The sequence below is a fragment of the Bacillus sp. UNC322MFChir4.1 genome (assembly GCF_000746135.1).
GTDB lineage: Bacteria > Bacillota > Bacilli > Bacillales > Bacillaceae_G > Bacillus_A.
The window spans coordinates 157,431-180,695 of sequence record NZ_KN050809.1 but is presented as its reverse complement, the minus strand read 5'-3'; the positions used below and the strand labels follow the sequence as shown (position 1 = coordinate 180,695).

The window sequence follows — 23,265 nt, the reverse complement described above, 5'->3', positions numbered from 1 at the left end:
CATGAAAGCAGTACTATATATTTGTCATGGCAGCCGTTTACAGGAAGCGTGTAAAGAAGCGGCTGCTTTTGTTACATCGTGCATGGAACATATATCAGCTTCTATTCAGGAATTATGTTTTTTAGAATTAGCATCTCCTTCTATTGCAGAGGGAGTTACAGCTTGTGTACAGAAAGGAGCAACGCAAATTGTGATTGTTCCTGTCTTTTTATTAGCTGCAGTTCATGTGAAAAAAGATATTCCAGAGGAGTTAGGACGGTTACAAAATCAATATCCTAATGTGTCTTTTTCGTATGGAAATCCATTTGGAGTTTCTCGTGAACTTGTTACTGCACTTTTAAATGGAAGCGGAATAAAAACCATTGATAAACGAGTTACTCTTTTACTTGTAGCAAGAGGGAGTAGTGATGAGGAAACGTTAAGAGATGTTAAGGACATTGCGTTATTGTTGGAAGAGGCAGATGAAGTAGCGAAGACTGAAGTCTGTTATTTAGCAGCAGCTAAGCCGCAATTTGAAGAGAAGCTGCGTGAACTTGTTCAAACAATAAATGCTCCAATTGTGATTGTTCCGTATCTGTTATTTACAGGATTATTAATGAAGAGAATTGAAAAAACGGTTCGAAAATATAGCCATTCTCATATTGTATTATGTCCGTATGTAAGCAAAAATCAGGCGTTTCAAGATGTACTCATTAAACGTACAGAAGAAATGATAAGGGAGAATATATATGTATCCATTAACGGTGCGAATAAAGAATAAACGTGTTGTTTTCATTGGCGGTGGACGAGTCGCAGCATTTAAAATCGCTCCTTTATTGCAAGAGGAAGCTGATATTATTGTCATTAGTAGAAAATTAGATAAAAGTTTAATTCCACTTGTAGAAGAACAAAAAATTCGGTGGTTTCAAAAAGAATATGAAACAAGCGATCTTATCGGGGCTTTTTTAGTTGTTGCGGCAACGGACGATTCGTTGTTAAATGAGAGAATTGCAGACGATGTAGCGCCAAATCAATTAGTAAATGTAATTACAAATCCGGAAAGTGGTAATGTTCATTTTCCAGCAGCCATTCATCGGGGGAAATTGAATATTGCTGTTTCTACTGGAGGAGCAAGTCCAAAACTTGCGAAAAAAATTCGTGATAAAATTGCCGGGAAATATGATGATAGCTATAAGGAATATCTAGATTTTTTATATGAAGTACGTATGAAAGTGAAGCAGTTACAACTAGATAAGAAGAAACAAAATGTTGTATTACAGGAAGTACTTAAGTCTAGCTATATACACAATATAGAAGAACAGGAAGAATTTTTGTATTCTTTAGATAAATACAAATTGAAAGATCAACCTAAAAACCTTCTTTCTTTTTAGGTGGGCGAGAGCATCTGGCCATGCATAGAAGCGGTCAGGGCCTATTTTTGCCACATGCAAGGTTTAAAACAAAAGGAGAAAGCTCGTATTGTAATAGATTGTGATATGTTCCTCTTTTTAATAGAATAAAGAATACGTCACTAAAAAAGGGGAAAGAGCTATGAAAATTAGAAATTCAGTAAAAGCATTAATTGTACGAGATGATCATTTTTTAGTAATTAAAAAGCATGATCAAGACGGGGAATATTATTTGTTAGTTGGCGGAGGTCAAGAGCCGGGGGAAACTTTTACAGAGACGGTGAAACGTGAGTGTTTGGAAGAAATCGGTGCTGAAGTTCAGCCGAATGAGTTACTGTTTATTAGAGAATATATAGGTAAAAATCATGAACAAGCAGAGTTTGATTTTGATCTTCATCAAATTGAATATATGTTTTCCTGTACACTTCTAAGTGAACCGGATATGAAGCGAGCGACGCAGTTAGATACCAATCAAGTTGGGATAGAGTGGCTGCCTTTACATAACATTACACAGTATCGCTTATACCCAAAAACATTATGTGTGCAACTACAAAAACATTTTATTCACCATGAAAAAACTGAAGTATACTTAGGAGACGTCAATTAATTTATTCTTTACAAATGAAATAATCTCCTCTATAATCACAATTAACTTCAATACATGAAATCGATGAGCAAGAAGAGTATGTATATTTGAGACGTTCAGAGAGCTGGGAAAAGGTGTGAGCCCGGTACGATAAAATATACAGAATGGGCTTGCGAGAGGTATGCTGAACGAATAGTAGGCAACCCGGGTTCCGCCGTTAAAAGGATAAGGTATCGGATATATTCCTGTACCTGAAAAGTGGGATAACTTATCCAATTGAGGTGGTACCACGGTATTATAATATCGTCCTCTACATGCATAATAGCATGTAGAGGACTTTTTTTATTTTCTAAAGGAGGTGGGCGAGTATGAAATGAAATTATACGATTAAGAACAATAAAAACAAAAATATAAGGAGAAATAAAAATGAAAGAATCACAGCAATGGACGTCGAAAATTGGTTTTGTACTCGCAGCAGCCGGGGCAGCAGTAGGACTTGGAGCGATTTGGAAATTCCCGTATGTTGCCGGGAATAGTGGAGGAGGAGCCTTTTTCCTTGTCTTTTTACTCATGACAATATTTATTGGTATGCCGCTTTTAGTGGCGGAATTTGTGATTGGCCGCAGTACGCAAAAAGAAGCGGTGACAGCTTATAAAGTATTAGTGCCAAATAGTAAACTATATCCATGGATTGGTCGCATGGGAGTAGTAACTTGTTTTAGCGTTTTATCATTTTATAGTGTTGTGGGAGGATGGATTTTACTTTATTTGTTTTATAGTGTAACAGGTGGATTATGGGGGAATGGTGCTGATTATGCAAAGTTATTTGGTGAAACCATCTCCAATCCAATCAGTGCCATTGGAGCACAATTTATTTTTATGCTTTGTACCATTTTTATCGTAAGTAAAGGTGTAGAAAAAGGAATTGAAAAAGCAAGTAAATATATGATGCCGCTATTATTTGTTTTGTTTCTTGCCATTATTGTTCGTTCTCTTACATTAGATGGGGCGTGGAAAGGTGTCGAATTTTTCTTAAAACCTGATTTCTCAAAGTTAACAGCGAAAACAATTTTATATGCGATGGGGCAATCGTTCTTTTCGCTTACGGTTGGAGCTTCGGTTATGGTCACATATAGTTCCTATTTAAAAAAAGAAGAACATTTAGCAAAATCAGCAACGTCAATTACAAGTTTAACAGTCTTTATTACTGTACTTGCAGGACTAGCGATTTTTCCGGCAATTTTTGCGTTAGGCGTTAGTCCGACAGAAGGACCTGGATTATTATTTATCGTTCTTCCCGCTGTATTTGGAGAAATTCCTTTCGGGCATTTTTTCTTTATTTTATTCTTAATTTTGTTTTTCTTCGCAACGATCACCTCGGCAATTTCTATGTTGGAAATTGTTGTTGCTTCTGTAGCGAAAGAGGATGAAAAGAAGCGCCCATCAGCATCGCTCTTAATTGGATTACTCATTTTCGTAGTTGGAATTCCAGCAGCATTATCATTTGGAGTTATGAGTGATGTGAAATTATTCGGAAAGACATTTTTTGATTTAGTGGATTTTTCGGTGAGTAACGTATTACTTCCGCTTGGTGTGTTAGCCATTTCGCTCTTTGTGCCAAATAAAATGAAGAAAGAGCTGTTAATGCAAGAATTAGAAGTGACAGAAACAAGAGGGAAAACGTTATTTAACATATGGTTCTTCTTGCTTCGTTACGTTATTCCGATTACGGTTCTTCTTGTCCTTTTAAACGTTATTGGTGTGCTTTAGTTAAAAAAAGCGGAGAATATTCTCCGCTTTTTTTTAGTATATGAATAGAAACGTATGTTCTTGTTTTGTATACTTTGTGTATACAAAACAAGAAAGGCGTGTGTCCAATAAAAAGATACCGGATCCAACTACTAAAAATATTCGGTCTATAAATGTCTCTTTGGCTTCTTGTAATTCTGCAACTGCTTGTAATTCTTGTTTCATGTGTAGACCTCTTCGAAAAAACTTTCATGTTATTGTATGTGTAATGCCTAGAAGGTGGTCAACTACCCACCACTTCTCTTGCCCGTCACGCGCTTGAAGATGGGGACTTCTTTCGGAATTAAGTTAAAGATTGCAAAATAATATGTAAGAAGTATATATGAAATATGGTGCTCACTTGTTTTACATAAATAAAAAAACTCGGCAATTGCCGAGTTTTTTTATTACAGTCCAATGTAAGATGATGGATCAACTGCATTTGATTTTGCTTGATTCCATTCACCGATATGAAGTTCGAAATGTAAATGTTGTCCAAATGACTGTCCAGTATTCCCCATGAATCCAAGTTGTTGTCCTTGTTTCACAGTTTGTCCGGCAGAAACGGAACGACTGCTCATATGAGCGTAAACAGTTGTATAAGTTTTCCCGTTTATACGGTGTGATAAATATACAACATTTCCATAACTAGAAGATAAATCAGAACGAATTACGACACCGTCAGCTGCTGCAATAATTGGCACTGTTCCTGATGCGGCAATATCAATTCCTTTATGGTTGTCCATTTCACGTACACCAAATCCTGAAGTTTTCGATCCAGCTGCTGGCTTAATGAAACCGCCTGTACTTCCCCCTTGAGGTGCAGGTGTAGGGACAGATACAGGTGCAGACGCAGTTTGAGATGAAGAAGCGGATTGTTTTTGCTCTTCAGCCTTTTTCGCTTCAGCAGCTTTTTTCTCGTCTTCCGCCCGCTTTTCTTCTTCAATTGCATTTTGAACAGCTTTACGTTGATTTTCTAAAATACTTTTTGCTTCTTCTAAACTCTCCATTTCAGAATCTAGTTTTGAAGCTTTTGCGTGTAAATCAGTAATTAAAGTTTGTTGTTGCTGCTGATTTGCTTGAAGTTCTTGTTGCTGTTTCTGTAAAGTTTTCTCAGCTTCTTTTAGTTGCTGTTCTTTTTTCTCGACCGCTTCTTTTTCTTTTTTAACGGTATCCTGGTCTTGTGTTTGTTGTTTTACGATTTCTGTATCACTATTTAAAATTAAGCTAACAGAATACACATTTTCTAGTAGTTCTGCGAAATTGTTTGTATTAATTAATACTTCTGTAATTAAATTTGTGCGTGGCTTTTCTTGCATAGATTGTAATCTGTGCTTAATTAATTCTTGGCGCGAATCGATTTGTTTTTGCAACTCTTCAATATGCTTTTTTTTCTCTGTAATACTCGCTTGTGTTTTGTCAATTTCTGTTTTTGTTGCTTTTAAATCTGCCTCGTTTTTATTAATAGAAGAAGTTAATTCATCGATTTTTTTCTGCAAATCTTGAATCTCTTTTTCTATTTTTTGTTTTTCCTCTAATTTCATATGTAATTCTTGTTGATTACCGTCTAGTTGTGATTGAATATTAGTTAATTTATCTTGACTCGTCTCCGCATACGCTGTTGAAAGCACGGGAGAAACGAAAATAGTGCCGGCTGTCAATAAACTAAACGCTGTGATTTTTTTGTTCATCTGCCTATCTCCTTTCCCTACATTCTATTATAATCATAAAAAAGAGAAAAATGTCTATTGTTGTAATGATAATGTAAAAAAATATTTAAGGAATTGTTATTAAATGGCGAAAGTTAGAAGAATTTCACTCCTAAATTGTTCGTTTTTATTATAACGATTCATTTATATATTAACGGATATATATAATGAGGAATAAGAAAAAAGGAATCGTTCTCATGTTAGGTTTCCTAACATGCTTTTTATTCTTGTCAACAAAAATATTTGCATACTGGTAAACTTATTTAGTTGTCAGATTAATATTTTTGCCTTATTATTTTAAAAGGGAGGAAAGTATTGAATAGTTGAACAATATTTAATACTTCTATTTTTTTGTATTTTATAGAAAAATAGAATATGAAAATTAAGAACATCTTAGAAGGGGGTTGCAGCAAGTATGAAAAGAATTGGACTTGCGTGGCAAATTTTAATTGGTCTTGCTCTCGGTATTCTCGTAGGAGCGATTTTTTATGGGAATACAGAGATTGTAAAGTATCTAAAACCGATTGGTGACATTTTTATTCGTTTAATTAAAATGATTGTTGTACCAATTGTAGTAGCAAGTATTGTTGTTGGTGTTGCCGGCGTTGGCGATGTGAAAAAGCTTGGACGTTTAGGCGGAAAAACAATTATTTATTTTGAAATTATTACAACGATTGCGATTGTTGTTGGATTATTAGTAGCAAACATATTCCAGCCGGGAAAAGGTGTGGATATGTCATCATTACAAAAAACAGATATTTCTAAGATTGCAGCTACAACAGAAAAAGTACAGCATTCATTTGCAGACACGTTCGTAAATATTGTTCCAACGAATATTATGAAGTCGTTAGCAGATGGTGATATGCTTGCAATTATTTTCTTCTCTGTATTATTTGGTTTAGGGGTAGCGGCAATTGGAGAAAGAGGAAAACCAGTTCTGAATTTCTTCCAAGGTGTAGCCGATGCAATGTTCTATGTAACAAACCAAGTTATGAAGTTTGCACCGTTTGGTGTGTTTGCGTTAATTGGCGTAACGGTTTCTACGTTTGGTGTAAAGTCATTAGTTCCATTGGCTAATTTAGTTTTTGTTGTTTATGGATCAATGATTTTCTTCGTTGTTGTTGTATTAGGTCTTACGGCAAAGATATTTGGAATTAATATTTTCCAATTTTTTAAGATTTTAAAAGACGAGCTTATTTTAGCATATTCTACAGCAAGCTCAGAGACGGTTCTACCAAAGATTATGGAAAAGATGGAACGTTTCGGTTGTCCGAAAGCAATTACATCTTTCGTTATTCCAACAGGTTATTCATTTAACTTGGATGGTTCAACATTATATCAAGCAATTGCAGCAATTTTCTTAGCGCAAATGTATGGTATTCATTTATCTATTACACAGCAAATTACATTGCTTCTTGTGTTAATGCTTACTTCAAAAGGGATTGCTGGTGTACCGGGCGTATCGTTCGTAGTATTATTAGCAACGCTTCATACAGTAGGTATTCCATCTGAAGGTTTAGCGTTTATCGCTGGTATTGACCGTATTTTAGATATGGCACGTACTGCAGTAAACGTAGTAGGTAACTCTTTAGCTGCAGTTGTTATGTCTAAATGGGAAGGACAATATGACGCAGAAAAAGGACAAGCTTATTTGAAAGAGATTTCAGAGAAGCAAGTAGCTTAAATATTAGAAGGGCCTTCACGGTGTACGTGAAGGCTTTTTTTTATAGAAATACAAATGAAAAAACTCTTTTTTGGTGGAGGTGAGAGGAACTGGCCGTGCATAGAAGCGATCATTTTTGTTCTGTATAGCCGCAACTAATATGTAAAATAAGGAGAAGTGAGGATGAAACGGAAATACGGAGATGGATCATCGTGGAGACGATTAACTGAAAAGACCTATTCGGTTAAAGATGTACAGGATGGGATGTTAGGTATATTACATATAAAGCAAGTAAAAGAGCCGAGTTATAAGGAGTATAGTAATCGGAGCATTTGTATTGCGAATAATGGCTATACTTGGGTCCAGTATTTTATAAATGGGAAAAATTTTGCGATTACAGCTATGTTAGACGAGAAAAAAGAGCTTGTCCAATATTATATTGATGTTGCAAAAGCGTATAAAATTGATGAAAGAGGATTACCTTATTTTGATGATTTATATTTAGATGTTGTCTTGTTGCCAGGCGGAGATACATATGTATTAGATGAAGATGAGCTAGAAGAAGCATATACGGAAGACGATATTTCAAAAGAGGAGTATGATTTAGCTTGGAATACGGCAGAGTGGATTATGAAAAAAATTGAAGAAGAAGATTTTTTATGGTTTTCCATTTTAGAAGTAGAAATTCAAAAACTAAAAGATCGTCTTTAATATATAGAAGTATAAATTAAAAAATCGATATAAAAACTCTCTTTTTTAGGCGAGCGAGAGGAACTGGCCATGCATAGGAGCGACTTATATGAAACGACAAATTGCTTTCTATGTTTCCATTTTGTTTGTGGTAGGAAAAGGGCTAATCGTTTCTAAATGGAGATAGACGCTCTGGTCTCCTCAAAAAAGAAAGAGGTTGTTATATCATTGTATTACTTTGTATCTATGCAATATCAAAAAAATACCAACTATTTTGATAGAAATAATGTTTGACATTTTTTCATGCAGCGAGTAAAGTAAGAAAAGATTGATTAACAAAAAAATAATATAAAACCTTCTTATCAAGAGAGGCGGAGGGACTGGCCCTACGATGCCTCGGCAGCGGACTCATATTCGAGTGCTGTGCCAAATCCAGCAAGCGATATGCTTGATAGATGAGAAGAGTGTTTCTTATATGATATATAAGACCTCTTCTCTTCAGAAGAGGTCTTTTTCGCTCTTGTGAAGGATAGGTTTAGAAATAGGAGAGGATATTACTTTGGAACAAACAAAAGGAAATGCATGGGCATTATTACCACTTGGCATATTTTTAGCATTATTTATTGGTTCTGGTATAATTACAGGGGATTTTTATAAGTTACCAATTCTGGTTGCGATTTTAATTGCAGTTGCCGCTGCATTAGTAATGAATAGAAAAGAAAATTTTACGACAAAGGTTGAACGTTTTGCTAAAGGTGCTGGCAATCCAGATATCATGATTATGGTATTAATTTTTGTATTAGCAGGTGCATTTTCTGAAACGGCAAAAGGCATGGGCGGCGTTGAAGCAACTGTAAACTTAGCGCTTTCTGTTCTGCCGCAAGGATTTTTAGTTGTTGGGTTGTTTGCTATCGGTGCTTTTATTTCATTAGCAATGGGAACGTCAATGGGGACGATTGCTGCATTGGCGCCAATTGCAGTAGGGATTAGTGGACAAACGGATATTTCTATGGCACTTGCTATGGCAACGGTTGTTGGCGGTGCGATGTTTGGCGACAATTTATCTTTTATTTCAGACACGACAATTGCAGCTGTCCGTACACAAGGAACGGAAATGAAAGATAAATTTAAAACAAATTTCTTAATTGTATTACCAGCTGCTATTGTTACGAGCATACTGTTAGTTGTTCTTACGTTAGGAACTCATACAAATATGACAGCACATGCGTTTAATTGGGTGAAAATTTTACCGTATGCAGGAGTGTTAATTACGGCGCTGCTTGGATATAACGTATTAGTTGTATTAACGGGAGGAACGGTGTTAGCTGGTATTATCGGTATGATTGATGGAAGCTTTACACTCGCAAGCTTCTTTAAAAGTGTTACAGTAGGAATTAATGGAATGATGGAGCTTGTATTATTAGCAATTTTAATCGGTGGAATGGTCGAAATCATTCAATATAACGGCGGTATTCAATATTTAATGAATGTGCTAACACGCAATATTCGTTCGAAAAAAGGTGCAGAATTTGGAATTGCTGGTCTTGTAGGTATGACAAATATGTGCACAGCAAATAATACAATTTCTATTATTTTCACAGGTCCATTAGCAAAGAATGTGGCAGATCAATATCATATTGATCCGAAGAAATCGGCGAGCTTGTTAGATTTATTCTCTTGTAGTGTGCAAGGATTAATTCCGTACGGTGCACAAATGTTAACGGCGGCAGGATTTGCTTCCCTTTCACCAATTGAATTATTACCGTACTCATTTTATCCAATGTTAGTCGCTGTTTGCGGAATTATCTCAATTGTCATTAATTTCCCGCGTCTTTCGCCTGAGAAAAAGGAATATCAAAAAACAGCATAACTACTCAGTCGCTCTATGAAAAAAGGAAGAAAAGCACTTTCTTAAATGGTCTGGGAGGGACTAGCCATGCGTAGAAGCAGTCAGTTCCTATTTCTTCCACGCGCGAAGTGTGAAAACAAAGAAAGGCAGCAGTGCATTGCCATTTTTACCCCGCATTAACGGGCAGTAAAGATAGAGGGAAATCACCGAAGATAACTGCCTGTAAAAGCCCGATTGGTGAGGGCTAACCTTTCATGGGAAAAGCATCCATGAAAGGAAGGTTCACTTTATCTTCGTAGCAGCAATCTATATGCTGAAAAATGAAGTGGATGGTTGAGTAGTTACTGTTAATTTGCACAGTAAATAACACGCAAAAAAAACTCAGAGTCCCTATATGACTCTGAGTTTTACTTTTGTATGAGGCTTATTCAATTAAAGCTCTGTTAGTGAATAAATTATTTTCAGAAGAAATATTTAATACCCTGAGAAAATATAAAATAAAAAGCGGAAATTGCTAAAACTAAATCAATTAATGCTAACTTCTTATTTTCTTCTTTTAAATTTATGGTAAAACCATAAATACTTCTAACCATCCAAAAAGCTATCAAAAATAACCCACCAAAGTGGTCATTTGTATAGTTTTCATCAAAAAACATTTGTATTGCACCTAAGATTAATAAAATAAGTACGATATTAGTTCCAATCCTTAAAGCCCTATTTGATTTATTATATTTCAATTCTTCACCCCCAATTCAACAATCCCTCTTAAACTATCCTGCTTTTTAGAGAACGAAGACAATTTTGCTTCTCATTATTTTAACATAAATTACCTAATTTCTTCGTTTCTTTTTAAGTAACTATTCAGCCATACACTTCATTAGCAGATAGATTGAGGTCATAAAGATAAAAACGGTAAAGCACCTTGCTACCTTTCTTTGTTTTAAAACGTTGCACGTGGCAGGAAAGGGCCCTGACCGCTCCTATACATAGCCAGTCCCACTCTCCCATTTAAAAAAGATGCTTTTCAGTCTTTTTTCAAAGGATAACTGAGTAATTACGGTCTGATAATAAATAGGACTTAAGTCTGAGAGAAAAACGGTTCTTAAGCTCGTTATAGAAAAATGAAAATCTAGGTAAGATAAGAGTATCAAAACGAAGGGAGGCAAGCACAAGATGAAACAATTTTTAGCGTTTATGGCAGCCGGTATTTTGGCTTTAATTGCTCTTGGAAGTCTTGCTGGTATTGTAGGATTAGCAATTGGAGCAGGGATTGTGTATTGGAGCTATAAATCATTTGTGCGAGCAAAATCATTTTTTGGAAAACTAGCTTGGGGGATCGTCGGTTTAATCGGCTTGTCAATTGCCCTGTCCCATTCCCCAGCATTAATCGGTATTGCGGCATTAGTCGTTCTATATTATGGATACCGTGAGTGGAAAAAAGAGAAACATGTAGTAGAGGCTGCTTCAGACAGCTCGAAGCCGTATAGCAATTTTGAAGATGAGTGGAACAGATTAATGAAAAATAACTAATATGAAATAACAAAAAATAATAGAGTAGAAGAGAGGAAGATTAAAAATGAAACAATCATTATTCGGACGTGTACGAGATGCAGTACTTGCAGATTTTCATAATGTGTTAGACGAGAAAGAAAGAAAAAATCCAATTGCGATGTTAAATCAATATTTACGTAATAGTGAGCGTGAAGTAACAAAAATTGAAAAATTAATTGAGCGTCACAGAACATTAAAATCTAATTTTGCTCATGAGCTTGAAGGGGCGCGTTATTTCGTAAATAAAAGATCCAAGCAAGCTGTAATTGCAAGGGAAGCAGGAGAAATGCAACTACATGAACGTGCATTAGAAGAAGTAGCATACTACGAAGGGCAAGTAGCTCGCTTAGAAAAAATGTATGGAGGGGTTGTAGAACAAATAGATGAGCTAGAACGTCGTCTATCAGAAATGAAAAATAAATTAAAAGAAATGAATGCAAAACGTATGGAATTAATGGCACGTGAAAATATGGCACATGCAAACCGCCGTATGAATACGACTCTTCATAAAATGGATGAAAATAACCCATTTTTACGCTTTGAAGAAATAGAAGATCACATTCGTGATTTAGAGCTTCGTATCAATGAAGATCATGAACGTGACACATTTGATATGAAGATTGCAAAGCTTGAACGCGAAATGAAAGCGAAAAAAGAAGTATCTTTAGACAAATAGGTAATAAGATAATTGTAGTATATTATAAAATGAGCTTATGATATAGTGATAGAAGAAAAGGTGTTGGAATACAATACCTTTTTCTTCTATGTATATATAATAAAGAAGGGGGAGCTGCAATGAAGAAACAATTTTCGAAAACACAATTATTAGGGATGCTCCTCGTCATATTTGGGGTCGGTCTTTTTCTCGATATGATTCTCGGTCATTTTGAGCCTGGTGCTCTTATTTTTGCCTTTATTATGATTATGTTTGGGAGGCATTATCGAAAAAAGAATCGATATGTGAGAGGGAATGTGTGTTTATTTGTTGGGGGACTTGTTTTCTTATTTTTCCTATTTTCATCAGCAGCCTTCGTGCTCGTTTTATTTGCTTGCCTAGCTTTCATAGGCTACCAGCTGATACAAGGCCAGCAAAAGTCAAAAGCGGTACAGGTTGAAATTAAGGAAAAAGAATATATAAATGAAGAAAAACCAATCTATCGAACAGAGCCGTATATAAAGAATATAATGGTTGGTAACGTACGAATAATGGATCATATATATGAGTTAGAGGATGTTAATATTCAATATGGAATCGGAGATATTGAAATTGATTTAACAACAGCTATGATTCCAGAAGGCGAAACTGTCATTGTCATTCGCGGTGTGATTGGTAATATTCGTTTGTATGTTCCATACGATATTGAATTATCTTTGAATCATTCTGTTATTGTTGGGAGAATATTGCTTCCAGCGCATGAAGAAACAGGCTTTAATCGTAATGTGAAGTTTAGAACGGAACAGTATAAAGAAGCTCCTCGCCGTATTAAAATTATTTCTTCGCTTATCGTAGGCGATACGGAAGTGAGGAAAGTATAATGAAAAAACAGAAGAACATTTCATGGATGTATATCCGTTATTCAATATTATCTTCTATGAGTATTGCACTTATTTGTACCATCGTTTATGTATGGAAAAGCCAGCAAAATGTGTATGATTTATTATGGAAAGAATCGATTGCTTCTGTTCCTGTTAGCTTGTTTATTATCTGTACGAGTCTTCTCATAGGTGGAATTGTTGGATATGCAATTGGGTATTATATGCAGCTGCGAATTCAAGGGTTAACGACTTTTCTATTTGAAGTAGAAAGAGGAAATTTTCCAAGAGATGCTTCGTTTACAGCAGAAGATGAATTTCATGAAGTAGAACGGAAGGTAATTGGGCTTGCTAGACGTTTAGAAGAGCAAGCAGGATTATTTCAAAAAGTAACGAATGAACGTGCGCATTGGAATGAAGAGATGAGACAACAAGCTATTTCAGAGGAACGGCATCGTTTAGCGAGAGAGCTTCATGATTCTGTCAGTCAACAGCTCTTTGCGATGTCGATGATGATGTCAGCAATTAATGAGCAAACCGCTCATATACCAGAGTCGACTCAAAAGCAATTAAAACTTGTTGAAAATATGGTTGTAAATGCTCAATCAGAAATGAGAGCGTTACTTCTTCATTTACGTCCTGTCCAATTAGAAGGTAAAAAGTTAACAGAAGGCATTGAAGAATTATTAACAGAGCTTTCACGAAAACAACATATGAAGATTGAATGGTTGATTGAGCCAATTCAATTAAAAAAAGGTGTAGAAGATCACTTATTCCGTATTGTACAAGAAGCACTGTCCAATACATTACGTCATGCAAAAGCGAAGAAGACAGAAGTGAGGCTGCGCCAAATTGATGAATACGCAATTTTAAAAATTATTGATGATGGCGTAGGATTTGAAGTAGGAGTGAACAAGGCAGGGTCATATGGTCTTCGCTCTATGCAAGAGCGTGTTCATGAAATTGGCGGAACTTTAAAGGTATTAAGCTTTCCGAATAAAGGAACGCAAATTGAGGTGAAAGTGCCGATTCTTTTAGAAAGAGGGGAGGAACAAGATGATTAAAGTATTGCTTGTTGACGATCATGAAATGGTTCGTATGGGCGTATCAGCGTATTTATCGACTCAGCCGGACATTGAAGTTGTAGGAGAAGCGGAAAATGGAAGAAAAGGTTCAGAATTAGCATTATTACTAAAACCAGATATAATTTTAATGGATCTTGTTATGGATGAAATGGACGGTGTTGAGGCCACAAGAACAATTATTCAAGAATGGCCAGAAGCAAAAATTGTTGTTGTGACAAGTTTCTTAGACGACGAAAAATTATATCCGGTTATTGAAGCTGGTGCAACGAGTTACTTGTTAAAAACATCTAGAGCAAGTGATATAGCCGATGCAGTTCGAGCGACATACGATGGGGAAATAGTACTTGAACCGAAAGTTACTGGAAAAATGATGTCACGTATGCGTCAAAAAAAGGAACAGCCGCTTCATGAAGAGTTAACAGAACGAGAGTTTGAAATTTTATTATTGATTGCTGAAGGAAAGAGTAATCAAGAAATTGCAGATGAACTATTTATTGCTTTAAAAACAGTGAAGACGCATGTAAGTAATATTTTAAATAAATTACATGTAAGTGATCGAACACAAGCGGTTATTTATGCGTTTCGTCATCAGCTTGCAAACTAAAAAAGGCTGTAGAGAAGCCTTTTTTAGTTTGCAAGCATTCACTGTATTTTTTGAATATGATTCACTTGAACATTTTCTAAAGATGGATTAGAACGGATAAAATTTGCGAGTGCCTCTTGATCTGTCGGACCTTCAACACGATTTCGTCCTTTTTTAAAAATTGTAAACTTATCGCCCCCATTTGCCAGGAAAGAATTTACGACGACAGAGTATGTCGTATGGTCTTGAAGCGGCTCCCCATTTTCTAGTGTAATGGATTCTACTCCATTTTTTCCCCATGTGTAACGAATTCCAGATACTTGTAATATACGCATTTCATCATCCCATTGTTCGTGTAGTGCGCTTTGAATTTCTCTACCAGTTAAATCCATTTTAATGAGTGTATTTTCAAAGGGTTGGATGAGAAATGTATTTTCCCATGTAATGAAACCTTTTGGCAAATTATGGCGTATAGTGCCGAGGTTAACAAATGCAATGTCAGCTTGCATAGCTTGACGCTGGGATGTAGCAAGAAGAGCACCAAGATCTGCTTCCCCATCTTTATTTTGATCACGCGTCAGCTCGTGTACGCTGTTTCCGAGTACTTGCTCGGTTAGTGGGGCTATTTTTGTTTGATAGCTTTGGAGCCATAATTGGGTGAGTGAATTAGGTTGCAGTTGATCATGATAAGTAGGGATAATCTTTGCCGTTTTTCTTGTAATATCTTTCGTTCTACGATCAATTGTGAGCTGCACATTTGCAAAAGCTCTCCCGTAAGAATATGCTTCAACAAGTAATTTTCCATTCACATATCCATTCATATAAGAATGATTGTGTCCGCCAAATAGTATATCGACATCATCATCAAGTTTATTTGCTAAATCAGCAAGTGGTCCGTAAGTAGCTCCATTTGTTGTCTTCCCATCGAGATGAGCAAGAACGATAATAGCATGGATACCTTTTTGCTGTAATTCTCGTACGTACGTTTGAACAGCAGTAGCTTCATCTATAAAAGTGACTGCTGACATATCGCTTTGCATTGTAAGAAAAGGTGTTTCCTTTGTAACGATGCCAATAAAAGCAATCGGAACACCGTCAATCCATTTAATTGCATAGGGTGGGAATAGAGGTTGATTTGTGTTAGCATCTAGTGCATTTGCGCAAACATAAGGAAAAGAACTACCTGGAAACATACCGGTTTTCGGATGAAACCCGCCATCAATTAGTCGCTTCAGCTCCCCTACACCTTCATCAAATTCATGGTTACCAATTGTTCCAACATCAAATTGTAGCATATTTAAAAAATCTATTGTTGGCTCATCTTGAAAGAGAGCTGAAATGGGAGGACTGCCGCCAATCATATCACCAGTATGGACAAGTAAGGTATGTGGAAATTGCTGTTTATAAGCGTTAATATAGGAGGCTATGTACTCAGCGCGACCGGCAGGCTTTCCGTGCAGCGGTGTAGTGGTGTTGATTTGTCCATGTAAATCGTTTAATCCAATGATTTGTACAGGTATTTCAGGGGATTCTGAAGGAGAAAAAAATGAAGAAAGCATTATAGAAATAAGAAAAGGGATGTACATAAGAAAGATAAACATGTTGTCACTCCTTTATATATACTGGTATTTTTATTGTATTAGAGGGACAACTTTTTATTTTATTAAAAAATCGTAAATCTTTTATGGAATTTTTTATTTTACAGCGAAAAGAAGGATTTAATGTTCATTATAGAGAATAATATATTTATCCACTTGCTGGAAAGAACAGACGAAGCAGAGGTGACGAAAATGCTTGTAATGGGTGTATTGTTATGTATTACTGCAATCTGTGGTTTTATATGGTTATATTATTCTCGTTCGTTTAAACAAGCAGGAGTGTTACTTTTTGATAAAGGTAGTTTGTTTGCAAATCAATCTAGATTTTTAGTATGTCCGAAGTGTGGGACTGCACAGCAAAGAAATGGTGGATATCAAGAGTGTTGCAGAACAAGGTTATGAAAGAGTAACAAGCCTCACGTGATGTGAGGCTTGTTACTCTTTCACAGCTGTCCAAATTGTCCAACGATCTTGTTCGATGATAGGGGATTTCTCGTAAAGCTTAGAGTGAATATGTTGTAATAACCCAGAAAGTTCATTGTTTGATAATTCATGGAGAATAGAGCGACCAGTTCGTGGTGATAAGTCTTGAAGTAAATCTTCAATTGAAGGGTGGACTTTACGAATTTCCCAAAAAGTTTGAATCGGATTTGGCAAGAAGCCATTATCATATAACAATTGAAGGATTTGATTAGTTTCCGGTCTTCGTTTTGCTTCTATTTCGATTAATTTTGGATAGCAAGAAAAGAAATAGCCACGAATATGTTCTGGACTTCCTGGAATTGTGCAGTCTTCAATTGTCCGATCTTGGAGAATAAGGATGCCATTTCGTTTTAAAATGCGATATGCTTCTTGAAGAAATTTTGGAATATGATCTAGATGATGAATGACAGCTCGTGATAGCACAATATCAAATGTTTCATCTGCAAAGGGGATACGATAAGCGTTACCTTGTAAAAAGGAAGCATTTGATATATGAGCACAATTTTCCTTTGCAGCTTGGATCATCTGATTTGAAAAATCAACACCAGTTACTTCAACTGCCCCCATCATAGCGAGTTGTTTCGTATAAATACCACCGCCACATCCAATATCAACCACTCTTTTTTCTTTAATATCTACAATATTTTGTATCATATGTGTCCATGAATCTGATACTTGACGATTGGTATACGTATATTTGTTGTTTGAACTATGAAAATCTATTGGCATGTTATAACCTCCTTTTCATTTATATTATATCGAATTTCATTAGTTAGAATGATTTTGTTTTCTTTCAGGTACAATAAGTTTTTCTTATTTTAAGGAATGAGGATGAGAGCTATGCGAAAAAAATGGTTATTCATGTTCCTTCTTTTTTTATTAGTGGCATGTAATCAAACGGATGAGAAAAAAGACCGAAGTGAAAAATTAACAAAAGAAGCGGGGCGCATGATGGAAGAGAATGTAGAAGTGATTGTATCTTTAGTAGGGAAAAAAGAAGCAACATTGAAGGGTGAAGAAGCAAAAATAGCGGCTAATATTATAAGTAAAGCAGAGAAACAAAACGTAATCGGTGAATTAGGTGAACCGGAATATGTCATTACAGTTAAGAAAAATGGACAAGAAGAAAAATATAAAGCTTGGCTTCGTACAGAAGCGAGAACAGGGTGGCTACAAAAAGAGACAGATCCAAAAAGCTTTTATCTTTTATCAAAAGTGAATACCGAAAAACTTCTCTCTTTATTCCCAGCAGTTCCTTTAACACAAAATGGTGGCGAACAACAATCAGCTATAACACAAATCACTAAAAAAGATTTACAAATTACTCGTTTTCACATTAAAACAAAGGAAAACACAGTAAATTATACGGTGTATTATACAATTTCAGATGCATTATATAAAAAGTTGGAAAAAGAAAAAAACTATTATTTTCAATTGCAAATTCCTGTAAAAGTACAAAAGGTAATCAATAAAGAAAACAGTGAACAAGTACAAGGTGAGTTAGTGAAAGAAGGGTATAAACAATATGAAGTGAACTTTGTAGTTCCTGTTAGCAGTATTTCATCATCTCAATTAAAAATGTTAGAAGCGTATTATGATCAATACAATTTAAAAGTATTTAATAATAAAAAAGAAGAGATAGGTGCGTTTCAAAATATTATTGAAATAGTGAAAGAATATGGAGAGAAGATGCAGTTAGAAAGATAATAGTTATATATAGGAAATGAGAAAAAGAGTGATAAGACATCATCACTCTTTTATTTTGTTTTAGTTGAAGGCTCACTCATGGATTTTCGCGTAATAAAATAAGCGATAATAAGTGCAGAAAGGATAATGGAGCTAATAAAAATATTATCGGGTAGCCAATCTAATAGTAATACATGTCCAACAGTATAAAAAATTAGCATAGAAGCTAGAAAAGATAAGGCACCGATCATAACAGATTGCAATGTCATCGTTTTCACCTCCTTGCATTGATAGTATTGGCTAAAAATGGAGGAATTAAACGATAGTTTCCAATAAACTAAAAAAATATGACATAATAAGATGAAAAGAATGAATGGTAAGGAGAAGAATATGAAACAAAATACAAAAGGACTATGGGGAATTATTGCAGCGGTTGGTGTTTTTCTATTGTCTAAATTCAAATGGGTATTTGCGATTGTGAAATTAGCAAAGTTTTCTACTATATTTAGTATGTTGCTATCTCTTGGCGCTTATGCAGCAATATACGGATGGAAATTTGGCGTTGCGCTTGTATACTTAATGCTTATTCATGAAATGGGTCATTTATGGGCAGCGAGACGAAAAGGGATTGCAACATCACCTGCTATTTTTATCCCGTTTATGGGAGCTGTTATAGGAATGAAAGAAATGCCTAAAAATGCAAAAGATGAGGCATATATTGCATATATGGGACCATTGTTTGGGTTACTTTCTTTTTTACCAGCGATTCCGTTATATATGATAACAAAAGATCCGTTTTGGGCACTAGTTATTGTACTTGGTAGTATGATTAATTTCTTTAACTTAATTCCCGTATCACCACTTGATGGTGGGCGAATTGTTTCTGTTGTAAGTACGAAAATTTGGGCAATTGGCCTTGTTATATTGCTTGGTTATGCAATTTTTCAAAAAAGTATTTTTCTTGGATTTATTTTTATATTAGGTTGTCTTGAATGGAACAGAGTATTAAAGCGAAATCAACCGATCCAAGAGCTTGGTTGGAAAATAAATACTGTAAAAGAATATATGGTCCGTTTGAAGGAAGAATTGCAAGAAACAGGTGCACTTCATCGTACCATCTATATGATGCATTATGAAGTGATGATGCTTAGCCAAAAAGAACGAGATAAAACAGTAACAAAAGAAGAGCGTCAAAGAAAAATAGCGTTAGATTACTTGCATCCTAAATTTGAACCACTTGATTATGTACCGTATGAAGAGGAAAGAGAACAGCACTTTGCATTGATGCAAGATGCAATAGCCGTGTCAGAACGAACATTAGATAAGTGGGAAAAGGAAAAAAAACAGCATGAAAATTACTATTCTGCAAATATGAAAACACGTATAGGTATATTTATTTTATACATGTTATTATTTGCAGTTCTTGGCTATGCTTCCTATCAAGCTAATATTATTTTGCAAGATCAACTTCCGACACGTAATTTGTAAAAAAACGTTGTCGAAATGGTAAGAACGATTTATACAGGAATCCTTATTTTTTTATGGAATATTACAAATATTACGCTTTTGGAAATAAATGTAATGTTTACATAAAGAAAAGGGGTAGTGTGTATGAAAAAAATGTGGAGTATACTTGGAATTCTTCTTGTTATGGGAGGCGCTAGTTACGGTTTAAGCAAATTTTTTATACACTATGCAAGTAAGCCAGTTGGTGTAGCGTCAATGCCAAAAGTAGAAGATGTAGATGAGACGAAAGAAGTGCAACAATTTATTAGTAAAACACATGAAAGCTACAATACTTTTTTAAATTACGGAAAAGCGGAAAAGTATTCAGATGGAGATTGGGATCATTTTATGAAATGGTATCAAGAACAGGAGAATGCTTTAAAAGATTTTGAGAAAATAGTAAAAAACAAACAAATAAAACGAGATGTGAAACGAAGTTATGAAATTTTGAAAAAGGGAGTCACTACCCGAAATATCGAATATATTGTTTATGCACATCGTGTATACCATGATCTTGATATTATCGTAAACAAATATACAGGTGAAACGAATATTTGGGGCTATACAGAGTTTGGAAATGGAAGAGATGTGAAAGTAATTGAACAAGCATTGCAAGCATCGTAAAAAGACATACGTAGTATGTCTTTTTATAATGGATTTAGAAATAATGACAGAAAAGCATTTTTTAAATGGTATAGGAGCGGTCAGGGCCTTTTCCTGCCATTAAAACAAAGAAAGGCAGCAATCTAAATGCTTAAAAATAAAAATAACTTTCTATAGGTAAGCGTATTTCTACTTAAATCATACCTCTTACCAAACTTCTAAATGAAATGTATGGCTGAGTAGTTACGAAATAATTATTACAATCTCACAAAAGAAGTAATAAGGAAACGCATTGTTGGAAATGTTATGTTATCGATAGGGAATTTCCACTTTACAAGTTTTTCACAAAACCATCATGTTTATAGTGATTAAAATCACAGTCTTTAATTTGGATATCTTATACAATAGAAGTAGATAAAGAAATAGAGGAGTGAATAGCATGTTAAGTGAAAAAACAATTGAAATTGTAAAATCAACTGTACCGTTATTACAAGAAAAAGGTGTAGAGATTACAACCCGTTTTTATCAAATTATGTTTTCTGAGCATCCGGAATTATTAAATATTTTTAACCATACAAACCAAAAAAAAGGAAGACAGCAACAAGCTTTAGCAAATGCAGTATACGCAGCTGCAAATTATATTGATAATTTAGCAGTAATTATTCCAGTTGTAAAACAAATTGGACATAAACATCGTAGCTTAGGTATTAAAGCAGAGCACTATCCGATTGTTGGAACATGCTTATTACAAGCCATTAAAGAAGTAGCTCATGCGCCGCAAGAAGTATTAGATGCTTGGGGAGAAGCTTATGGTGTAATTGCTGATGCGTTTATTAGTATAGAGGCAGAGATGTATGAAGAAGCGGCAATAAAAGCAGGTGGTTGGAAAGATTTTCGTAACTTTATCGTCGTGAAAAAAGAAAAAGAGAGTGATGTGATTACATCCTTTTATTTAAAGCCAGAAGATAAAGGACCACTATCTTCATTTTTGCCAGGGCAGTATGTAAGCATACAGCTTAATATTGAAGGAGAAACATATACACATAACCGTCAGTACAGTTTATCCGATGCCCCTGAAAAAGATTATTACCGAATTAGTGTGAAACGTGAGAAAGGTATGGAGAGTACAGAGGGAATGGTATCTAATTATTTACATGATCATGTAAATGAAGGAGATATGTTACCATTAAGTGCACCGGCAGGAGATTTTGTACTTAACATGGATTCACAATTACCAGTTGTGTTAATTAGTGGTGGTGTAGGAATTACACCGATGATGAGTATGTTAAATACATTAATTCAAGAATCGCCAAACCGCAATGTATACTTTATTCACGGTGCGTTAAACAGCGATGTGCACGCAATGAAAGATTATGTTGCAAGTATAGCAAAAGAACATGAACAAGTAGAAGCATATACATGCTATTCTGCACCAACTGAGCAAGATACGAAGGGAAAAAATTATGATAAAGAAGGATATGTTGATTTAGCATGGTTACAAACTATTATTCCTTCTACTGAAGCAGACTTCTATTTTTGCGGACCAGTACCATTTATGAAGAATATTCACGCAGCATTGACAGAATGGGGCGTTTCATCAGAGAAAATTCACTTTGAATTTTTCGGACCAGCAGCAAGCTTACAGTAATGAAAAAGAACGAGGTGTTAGTTCACCTCGTTTTTTGTTTGTTCCCGAAGAAGACGATTTACTGTTTCACGGCGAATGCCAATTAATTGCCCAATTTCCGTTTGCGTTAAGATTTCATAAATAGGGATATCACCCAAATAGGTTGCAAACCATTCTTGTAAACGATAAAGACGTTCTTTTGGTGAGACAGTTGTAAGTTGGTCGATACGTTGCTGCATCATGCGTAATTTTGTTTGCAGCTGGAGGGCGATCTTGGCATAAGATTCAGGGGTTGTATATAATTGTTCATACCATGTGTTACATGAAATCGGTGTTACTTCTGTTTTCATTAAAGCGATTGCAGTACCATGATATTCTTTCGGTGAGATTAATGAGTGATGAGGAATTGTTTCACCTGGAACAATAATGTTAAATAAAAAAGATGTGCCATCATCTTGGACACGAACGACCTTTAATAGACCACTTTGTATAAAATATAGAGGGCCTTCCTCTCCCTGGCGAAATAATACTTCTCCTTTATGTAAAATCACTATAAGCACCTCTTTATATTTTGCTTTATTATTCATTATAGAGGAATTGTTTACATAAGACTATACTTGATAGAGATAGAAGCTCTTGTATATATCCATTTTGAAAAAAGACATAAAAACCCATTTTCTCTTAGAAGGGCGAGAGCAACTGGTCATGCATAGATATTTCACTTTATATAGTAGAAAAGACATTCACCCACATAAAGTCTACTAATTGTATTGACGAAAGATACCGTATTACAGTAGTATACTGTTTAGCGTGTATGTGTAAGGACGGTATTAGAAAGGAATATTTTTTTAGGAGGCATACCATGTTAGATCAAAAAATGACTGATGTGAGAATTTCAGCTGATGCAGTGATCCATGTAGAAGAAATGCAGGGCGGAGTTGTTCTATCAGTCGAAATAGATGGACAAATCATTTATACGATGACGTATGATGAAGAAACTGATAGTTATGCAGAATTATACGACCGAAATGATAAACGAGCTAGACAAGTTCACGAAGATTTTATGGGATGGTCACTTGTACACTAACGGTAATTTTAACAATCCAATACATGCTTCTTTTCATTTAGGAGAGAAGCATGTATTGGATTGTTTTATATTTACAAGATAAAAACTGAAAGAAAGTCTAGATAGGCGAGAGGCTACGTCCCACCGCGTGCAATGTTTAAATCAAAAGGAAAAAGCAAGTCATGGTCATATTGGCGCTTATGGGTTGGAAAATTAAATTGAATATATTTATAAATATAAAACAATAAGATTGTATATATAATGTAATAAT

The 23,265-nt window shown here is 35.2% G+C and carries 25 protein-coding genes, 1 riboswitch and 1 other annotated feature; of the genes, 18 read left to right on the top strand and 7 right to left on the bottom strand.

The annotated features are described in order from the left end of the window. Position 1: 1 nt before the first annotated feature. From BR72_RS18155 to BR72_RS18140, 4 genes are all read left to right on the top strand, one after another. A complete protein-coding gene (locus BR72_RS18155; RefSeq protein WP_035435249.1) occupies positions 2–760 on the top strand; it encodes a sirohydrochlorin chelatase in 759 nt (252 codons plus the stop codon). Further along, a complete protein-coding gene (locus BR72_RS18150; RefSeq protein ID WP_035435246.1) occupies positions 729–1,370 on the top strand; it encodes an NAD(P)-binding protein in 642 nt (213 codons plus the stop codon). The genes BR72_RS18155 and BR72_RS18150 overlap by 32 nt, the downstream gene beginning before the upstream one ends. A 160-nt stretch (positions 1,371–1,530) precedes the next feature. Beyond that, entirely contained in the window at positions 1,531–1,995 is a 465-nt protein-coding gene (locus BR72_RS18145) for an NUDIX domain-containing protein (RefSeq protein ID WP_035435244.1), read from the top strand. Between the two features lie 54 nt (positions 1,996–2,049). Further along, positions 2,050–2,288 (top strand) — a binding site (T-box leader). A 112-nt stretch (positions 2,289–2,400) separates the two neighbouring features. Continuing rightward, positions 2,401–3,744: a sodium-dependent transporter gene (locus BR72_RS18140; protein WP_035435242.1), complete on the top strand. Its 1,344-nt coding sequence runs from the start codon at positions 2,401–2,403 to the stop codon at positions 3,742–3,744. 33 nt (positions 3,745–3,777) lie between these two features. Here BR72_RS18140 and BR72_RS26795 read toward each other — a convergent pair whose 3' ends face one another. Continuing rightward, complete coding sequence (locus tag BR72_RS26795; protein WP_197059956.1) at positions 3,778–3,948, bottom strand: hypothetical protein; 171 nt, start codon at positions 3,946–3,948, stop codon at positions 3,778–3,780. A 221-nt stretch (positions 3,949–4,169) separates the two neighbouring features. Beyond that, positions 4,170–5,453 (bottom strand): murein hydrolase activator EnvC family protein, encoded by a 1,284-nt coding sequence (locus BR72_RS18135; protein WP_035435240.1) that lies wholly within the window; start codon positions 5,451–5,453, stop codon positions 4,170–4,172. A 433-nt stretch (positions 5,454–5,886) separates the two neighbouring features. On the opposite strand from BR72_RS18135, the gene gltP reads away from it, so the two are divergent. The 3 genes from gltP (at position 5,887) to BR72_RS18120 (ending at position 9,694) form a co-directional block, all read left to right on the top strand. Further along, complete coding sequence (gene gltP / locus BR72_RS18130; RefSeq protein ID WP_035435238.1) at positions 5,887–7,155, top strand: glutamate/aspartate:proton symporter GltP; 1,269 nt, start codon at positions 5,887–5,889, stop codon at positions 7,153–7,155. Between the two features lie 162 nt (positions 7,156–7,317). Next, positions 7,318–7,845, top strand: coding sequence for a ribonuclease FAU-1 family protein (locus tag BR72_RS18125; protein WP_035435236.1), 528 nt, complete (start codon positions 7,318–7,320; stop codon positions 7,843–7,845). Between the two features lie 335 nt (positions 7,846–8,180). Then, a riboswitch (SAM riboswitch) is annotated at positions 8,181–8,286 on the top strand. Positions 8,287–8,383: 97 nt separating this feature from the next. Continuing rightward, a complete protein-coding gene (locus BR72_RS18120) occupies positions 8,384–9,694 on the top strand; it encodes a Na+/H+ antiporter NhaC family protein (RefSeq protein WP_035435233.1) in 1,311 nt (436 codons plus the stop codon). Positions 9,695–10,134: 440 nt separating this feature from the next. On the opposite strand, the gene BR72_RS18115 is transcribed toward BR72_RS18120, so the two are convergent. Further along, positions 10,135–10,410: a hypothetical protein gene (locus BR72_RS18115; RefSeq protein ID WP_035435231.1), complete on the bottom strand. Its 276-nt coding sequence runs from the start codon at positions 10,408–10,410 to the stop codon at positions 10,135–10,137. A 436-nt stretch (positions 10,411–10,846) separates the two neighbouring features. Here BR72_RS18115 and BR72_RS18110 point away from each other — a divergent pair, with 436 nt between their 5' ends. The 5 genes from BR72_RS18110 to BR72_RS18090 all read left to right on the top strand — a co-directional run bounded on the left by BR72_RS18110 (position 10,847) and on the right by BR72_RS18090 (position 14,446). Beyond that, a complete protein-coding gene (locus BR72_RS18110; protein WP_035435228.1) occupies positions 10,847–11,203 on the top strand; it encodes a lmo0954 family membrane protein in 357 nt (118 codons plus the stop codon). 46 nt (positions 11,204–11,249) lie between these two features. Beyond that, entirely contained in the window at positions 11,250–11,900 is a 651-nt protein-coding gene (locus BR72_RS18105; protein WP_035435226.1) for a PspA/IM30 family protein, read from the top strand. A 119-nt stretch (positions 11,901–12,019) separates the two neighbouring features. Then, a complete protein-coding gene (gene liaF / locus BR72_RS18100) occupies positions 12,020–12,760 on the top strand; it encodes a cell wall-active antibiotics response protein LiaF (RefSeq protein ID WP_035435223.1) in 741 nt (246 codons plus the stop codon). After that, positions 12,760–13,821: a sensor histidine kinase gene (locus BR72_RS18095; RefSeq protein WP_035435219.1), complete on the top strand. Its 1,062-nt coding sequence runs from the start codon at positions 12,760–12,762 to the stop codon at positions 13,819–13,821. The genes liaF and BR72_RS18095 overlap by 1 nt, the downstream gene beginning before the upstream one ends. Continuing rightward, positions 13,814–14,446, top strand: coding sequence for a response regulator (locus BR72_RS18090; RefSeq protein ID WP_035435216.1), 633 nt, complete (start codon positions 13,814–13,816; stop codon positions 14,444–14,446). The genes BR72_RS18095 and BR72_RS18090 overlap by 8 nt, the downstream gene beginning before the upstream one ends. A gap of 38 nt (positions 14,447–14,484) precedes the next feature. On the opposite strand, the gene BR72_RS18085 is transcribed toward BR72_RS18090, so the two are convergent. Continuing rightward, positions 14,485–16,026, bottom strand: coding sequence for a bifunctional metallophosphatase/5'-nucleotidase (locus BR72_RS18085; RefSeq protein WP_035435214.1), 1,542 nt, complete (start codon positions 16,024–16,026; stop codon positions 14,485–14,487). Positions 16,027–16,215: 189 nt separating this feature from the next. Between BR72_RS18085 and BR72_RS18080 the strand changes: the two genes are divergently transcribed. Beyond that, positions 16,216–16,425: a hypothetical protein gene (locus tag BR72_RS18080; RefSeq protein WP_035435641.1), complete on the top strand. Its 210-nt coding sequence runs from the start codon at positions 16,216–16,218 to the stop codon at positions 16,423–16,425. A 33-nt stretch (positions 16,426–16,458) separates the two neighbouring features. Here BR72_RS18080 and BR72_RS18075 read toward each other — a convergent pair whose 3' ends face one another. Beyond that, the gene (locus tag BR72_RS18075; protein ID WP_035435212.1) at positions 16,459–17,235 is read right to left on the bottom strand and encodes a class I SAM-dependent methyltransferase; all 777 of its coding nucleotides are present in this window, start codon (positions 17,233–17,235) and stop codon (positions 16,459–16,461) included. 111 nt (positions 17,236–17,346) lie between these two features. On the opposite strand from BR72_RS18075, the gene BR72_RS18070 reads away from it, so the two are divergent. Then, complete coding sequence (locus tag BR72_RS18070; protein WP_035435210.1) at positions 17,347–18,213, top strand: hypothetical protein; 867 nt, start codon at positions 17,347–17,349, stop codon at positions 18,211–18,213. Positions 18,214–18,263: 50 nt separating this feature from the next. Here the strand turns inward: BR72_RS18070 and BR72_RS18065 are convergent, their stop codons facing one another. After that, on the bottom strand, positions 18,264–18,461 hold the full coding sequence (locus tag BR72_RS18065) for a hypothetical protein (RefSeq protein ID WP_020060182.1): 198 nt from the start codon (positions 18,459–18,461) through the stop codon (positions 18,264–18,266). A 121-nt stretch (positions 18,462–18,582) separates the two neighbouring features. Between BR72_RS18065 and BR72_RS18060 the strand changes: the two genes are divergently transcribed. From BR72_RS18060 to hmpA, 3 genes are all read left to right on the top strand, one after another. Further along, the gene (locus BR72_RS18060; RefSeq protein WP_035435205.1) at positions 18,583–19,680 is read left to right on the top strand and encodes a site-2 protease family protein; all 1,098 of its coding nucleotides are present in this window, start codon (positions 18,583–18,585) and stop codon (positions 19,678–19,680) included. 123 nt (positions 19,681–19,803) lie between these two features. Further along, complete coding sequence (locus BR72_RS18055; RefSeq protein ID WP_035435202.1) at positions 19,804–20,322, top strand: hypothetical protein; 519 nt, start codon at positions 19,804–19,806, stop codon at positions 20,320–20,322. 418 nt (positions 20,323–20,740) lie between these two features. After that, the gene (gene hmpA / locus BR72_RS18050; protein WP_035435200.1) at positions 20,741–21,949 is read left to right on the top strand and encodes an NO-inducible flavohemoprotein; all 1,209 of its coding nucleotides are present in this window, start codon (positions 20,741–20,743) and stop codon (positions 21,947–21,949) included. A 17-nt stretch (positions 21,950–21,966) separates the two neighbouring features. Here hmpA and BR72_RS18045 read toward each other — a convergent pair whose 3' ends face one another. Beyond that, entirely contained in the window at positions 21,967–22,479 is a 513-nt protein-coding gene (locus BR72_RS18045; protein ID WP_035435198.1) for a Crp/Fnr family transcriptional regulator, read from the bottom strand. A gap of 311 nt (positions 22,480–22,790) precedes the next feature. Here BR72_RS18045 and BR72_RS18040 point away from each other — a divergent pair, with 311 nt between their 5' ends. Next, positions 22,791–23,015, top strand: coding sequence for a hypothetical protein (locus tag BR72_RS18040; protein ID WP_035435196.1), 225 nt, complete (start codon positions 22,791–22,793; stop codon positions 23,013–23,015). The last annotated feature ends 250 nt before the right edge of the window (positions 23,016–23,265 follow it).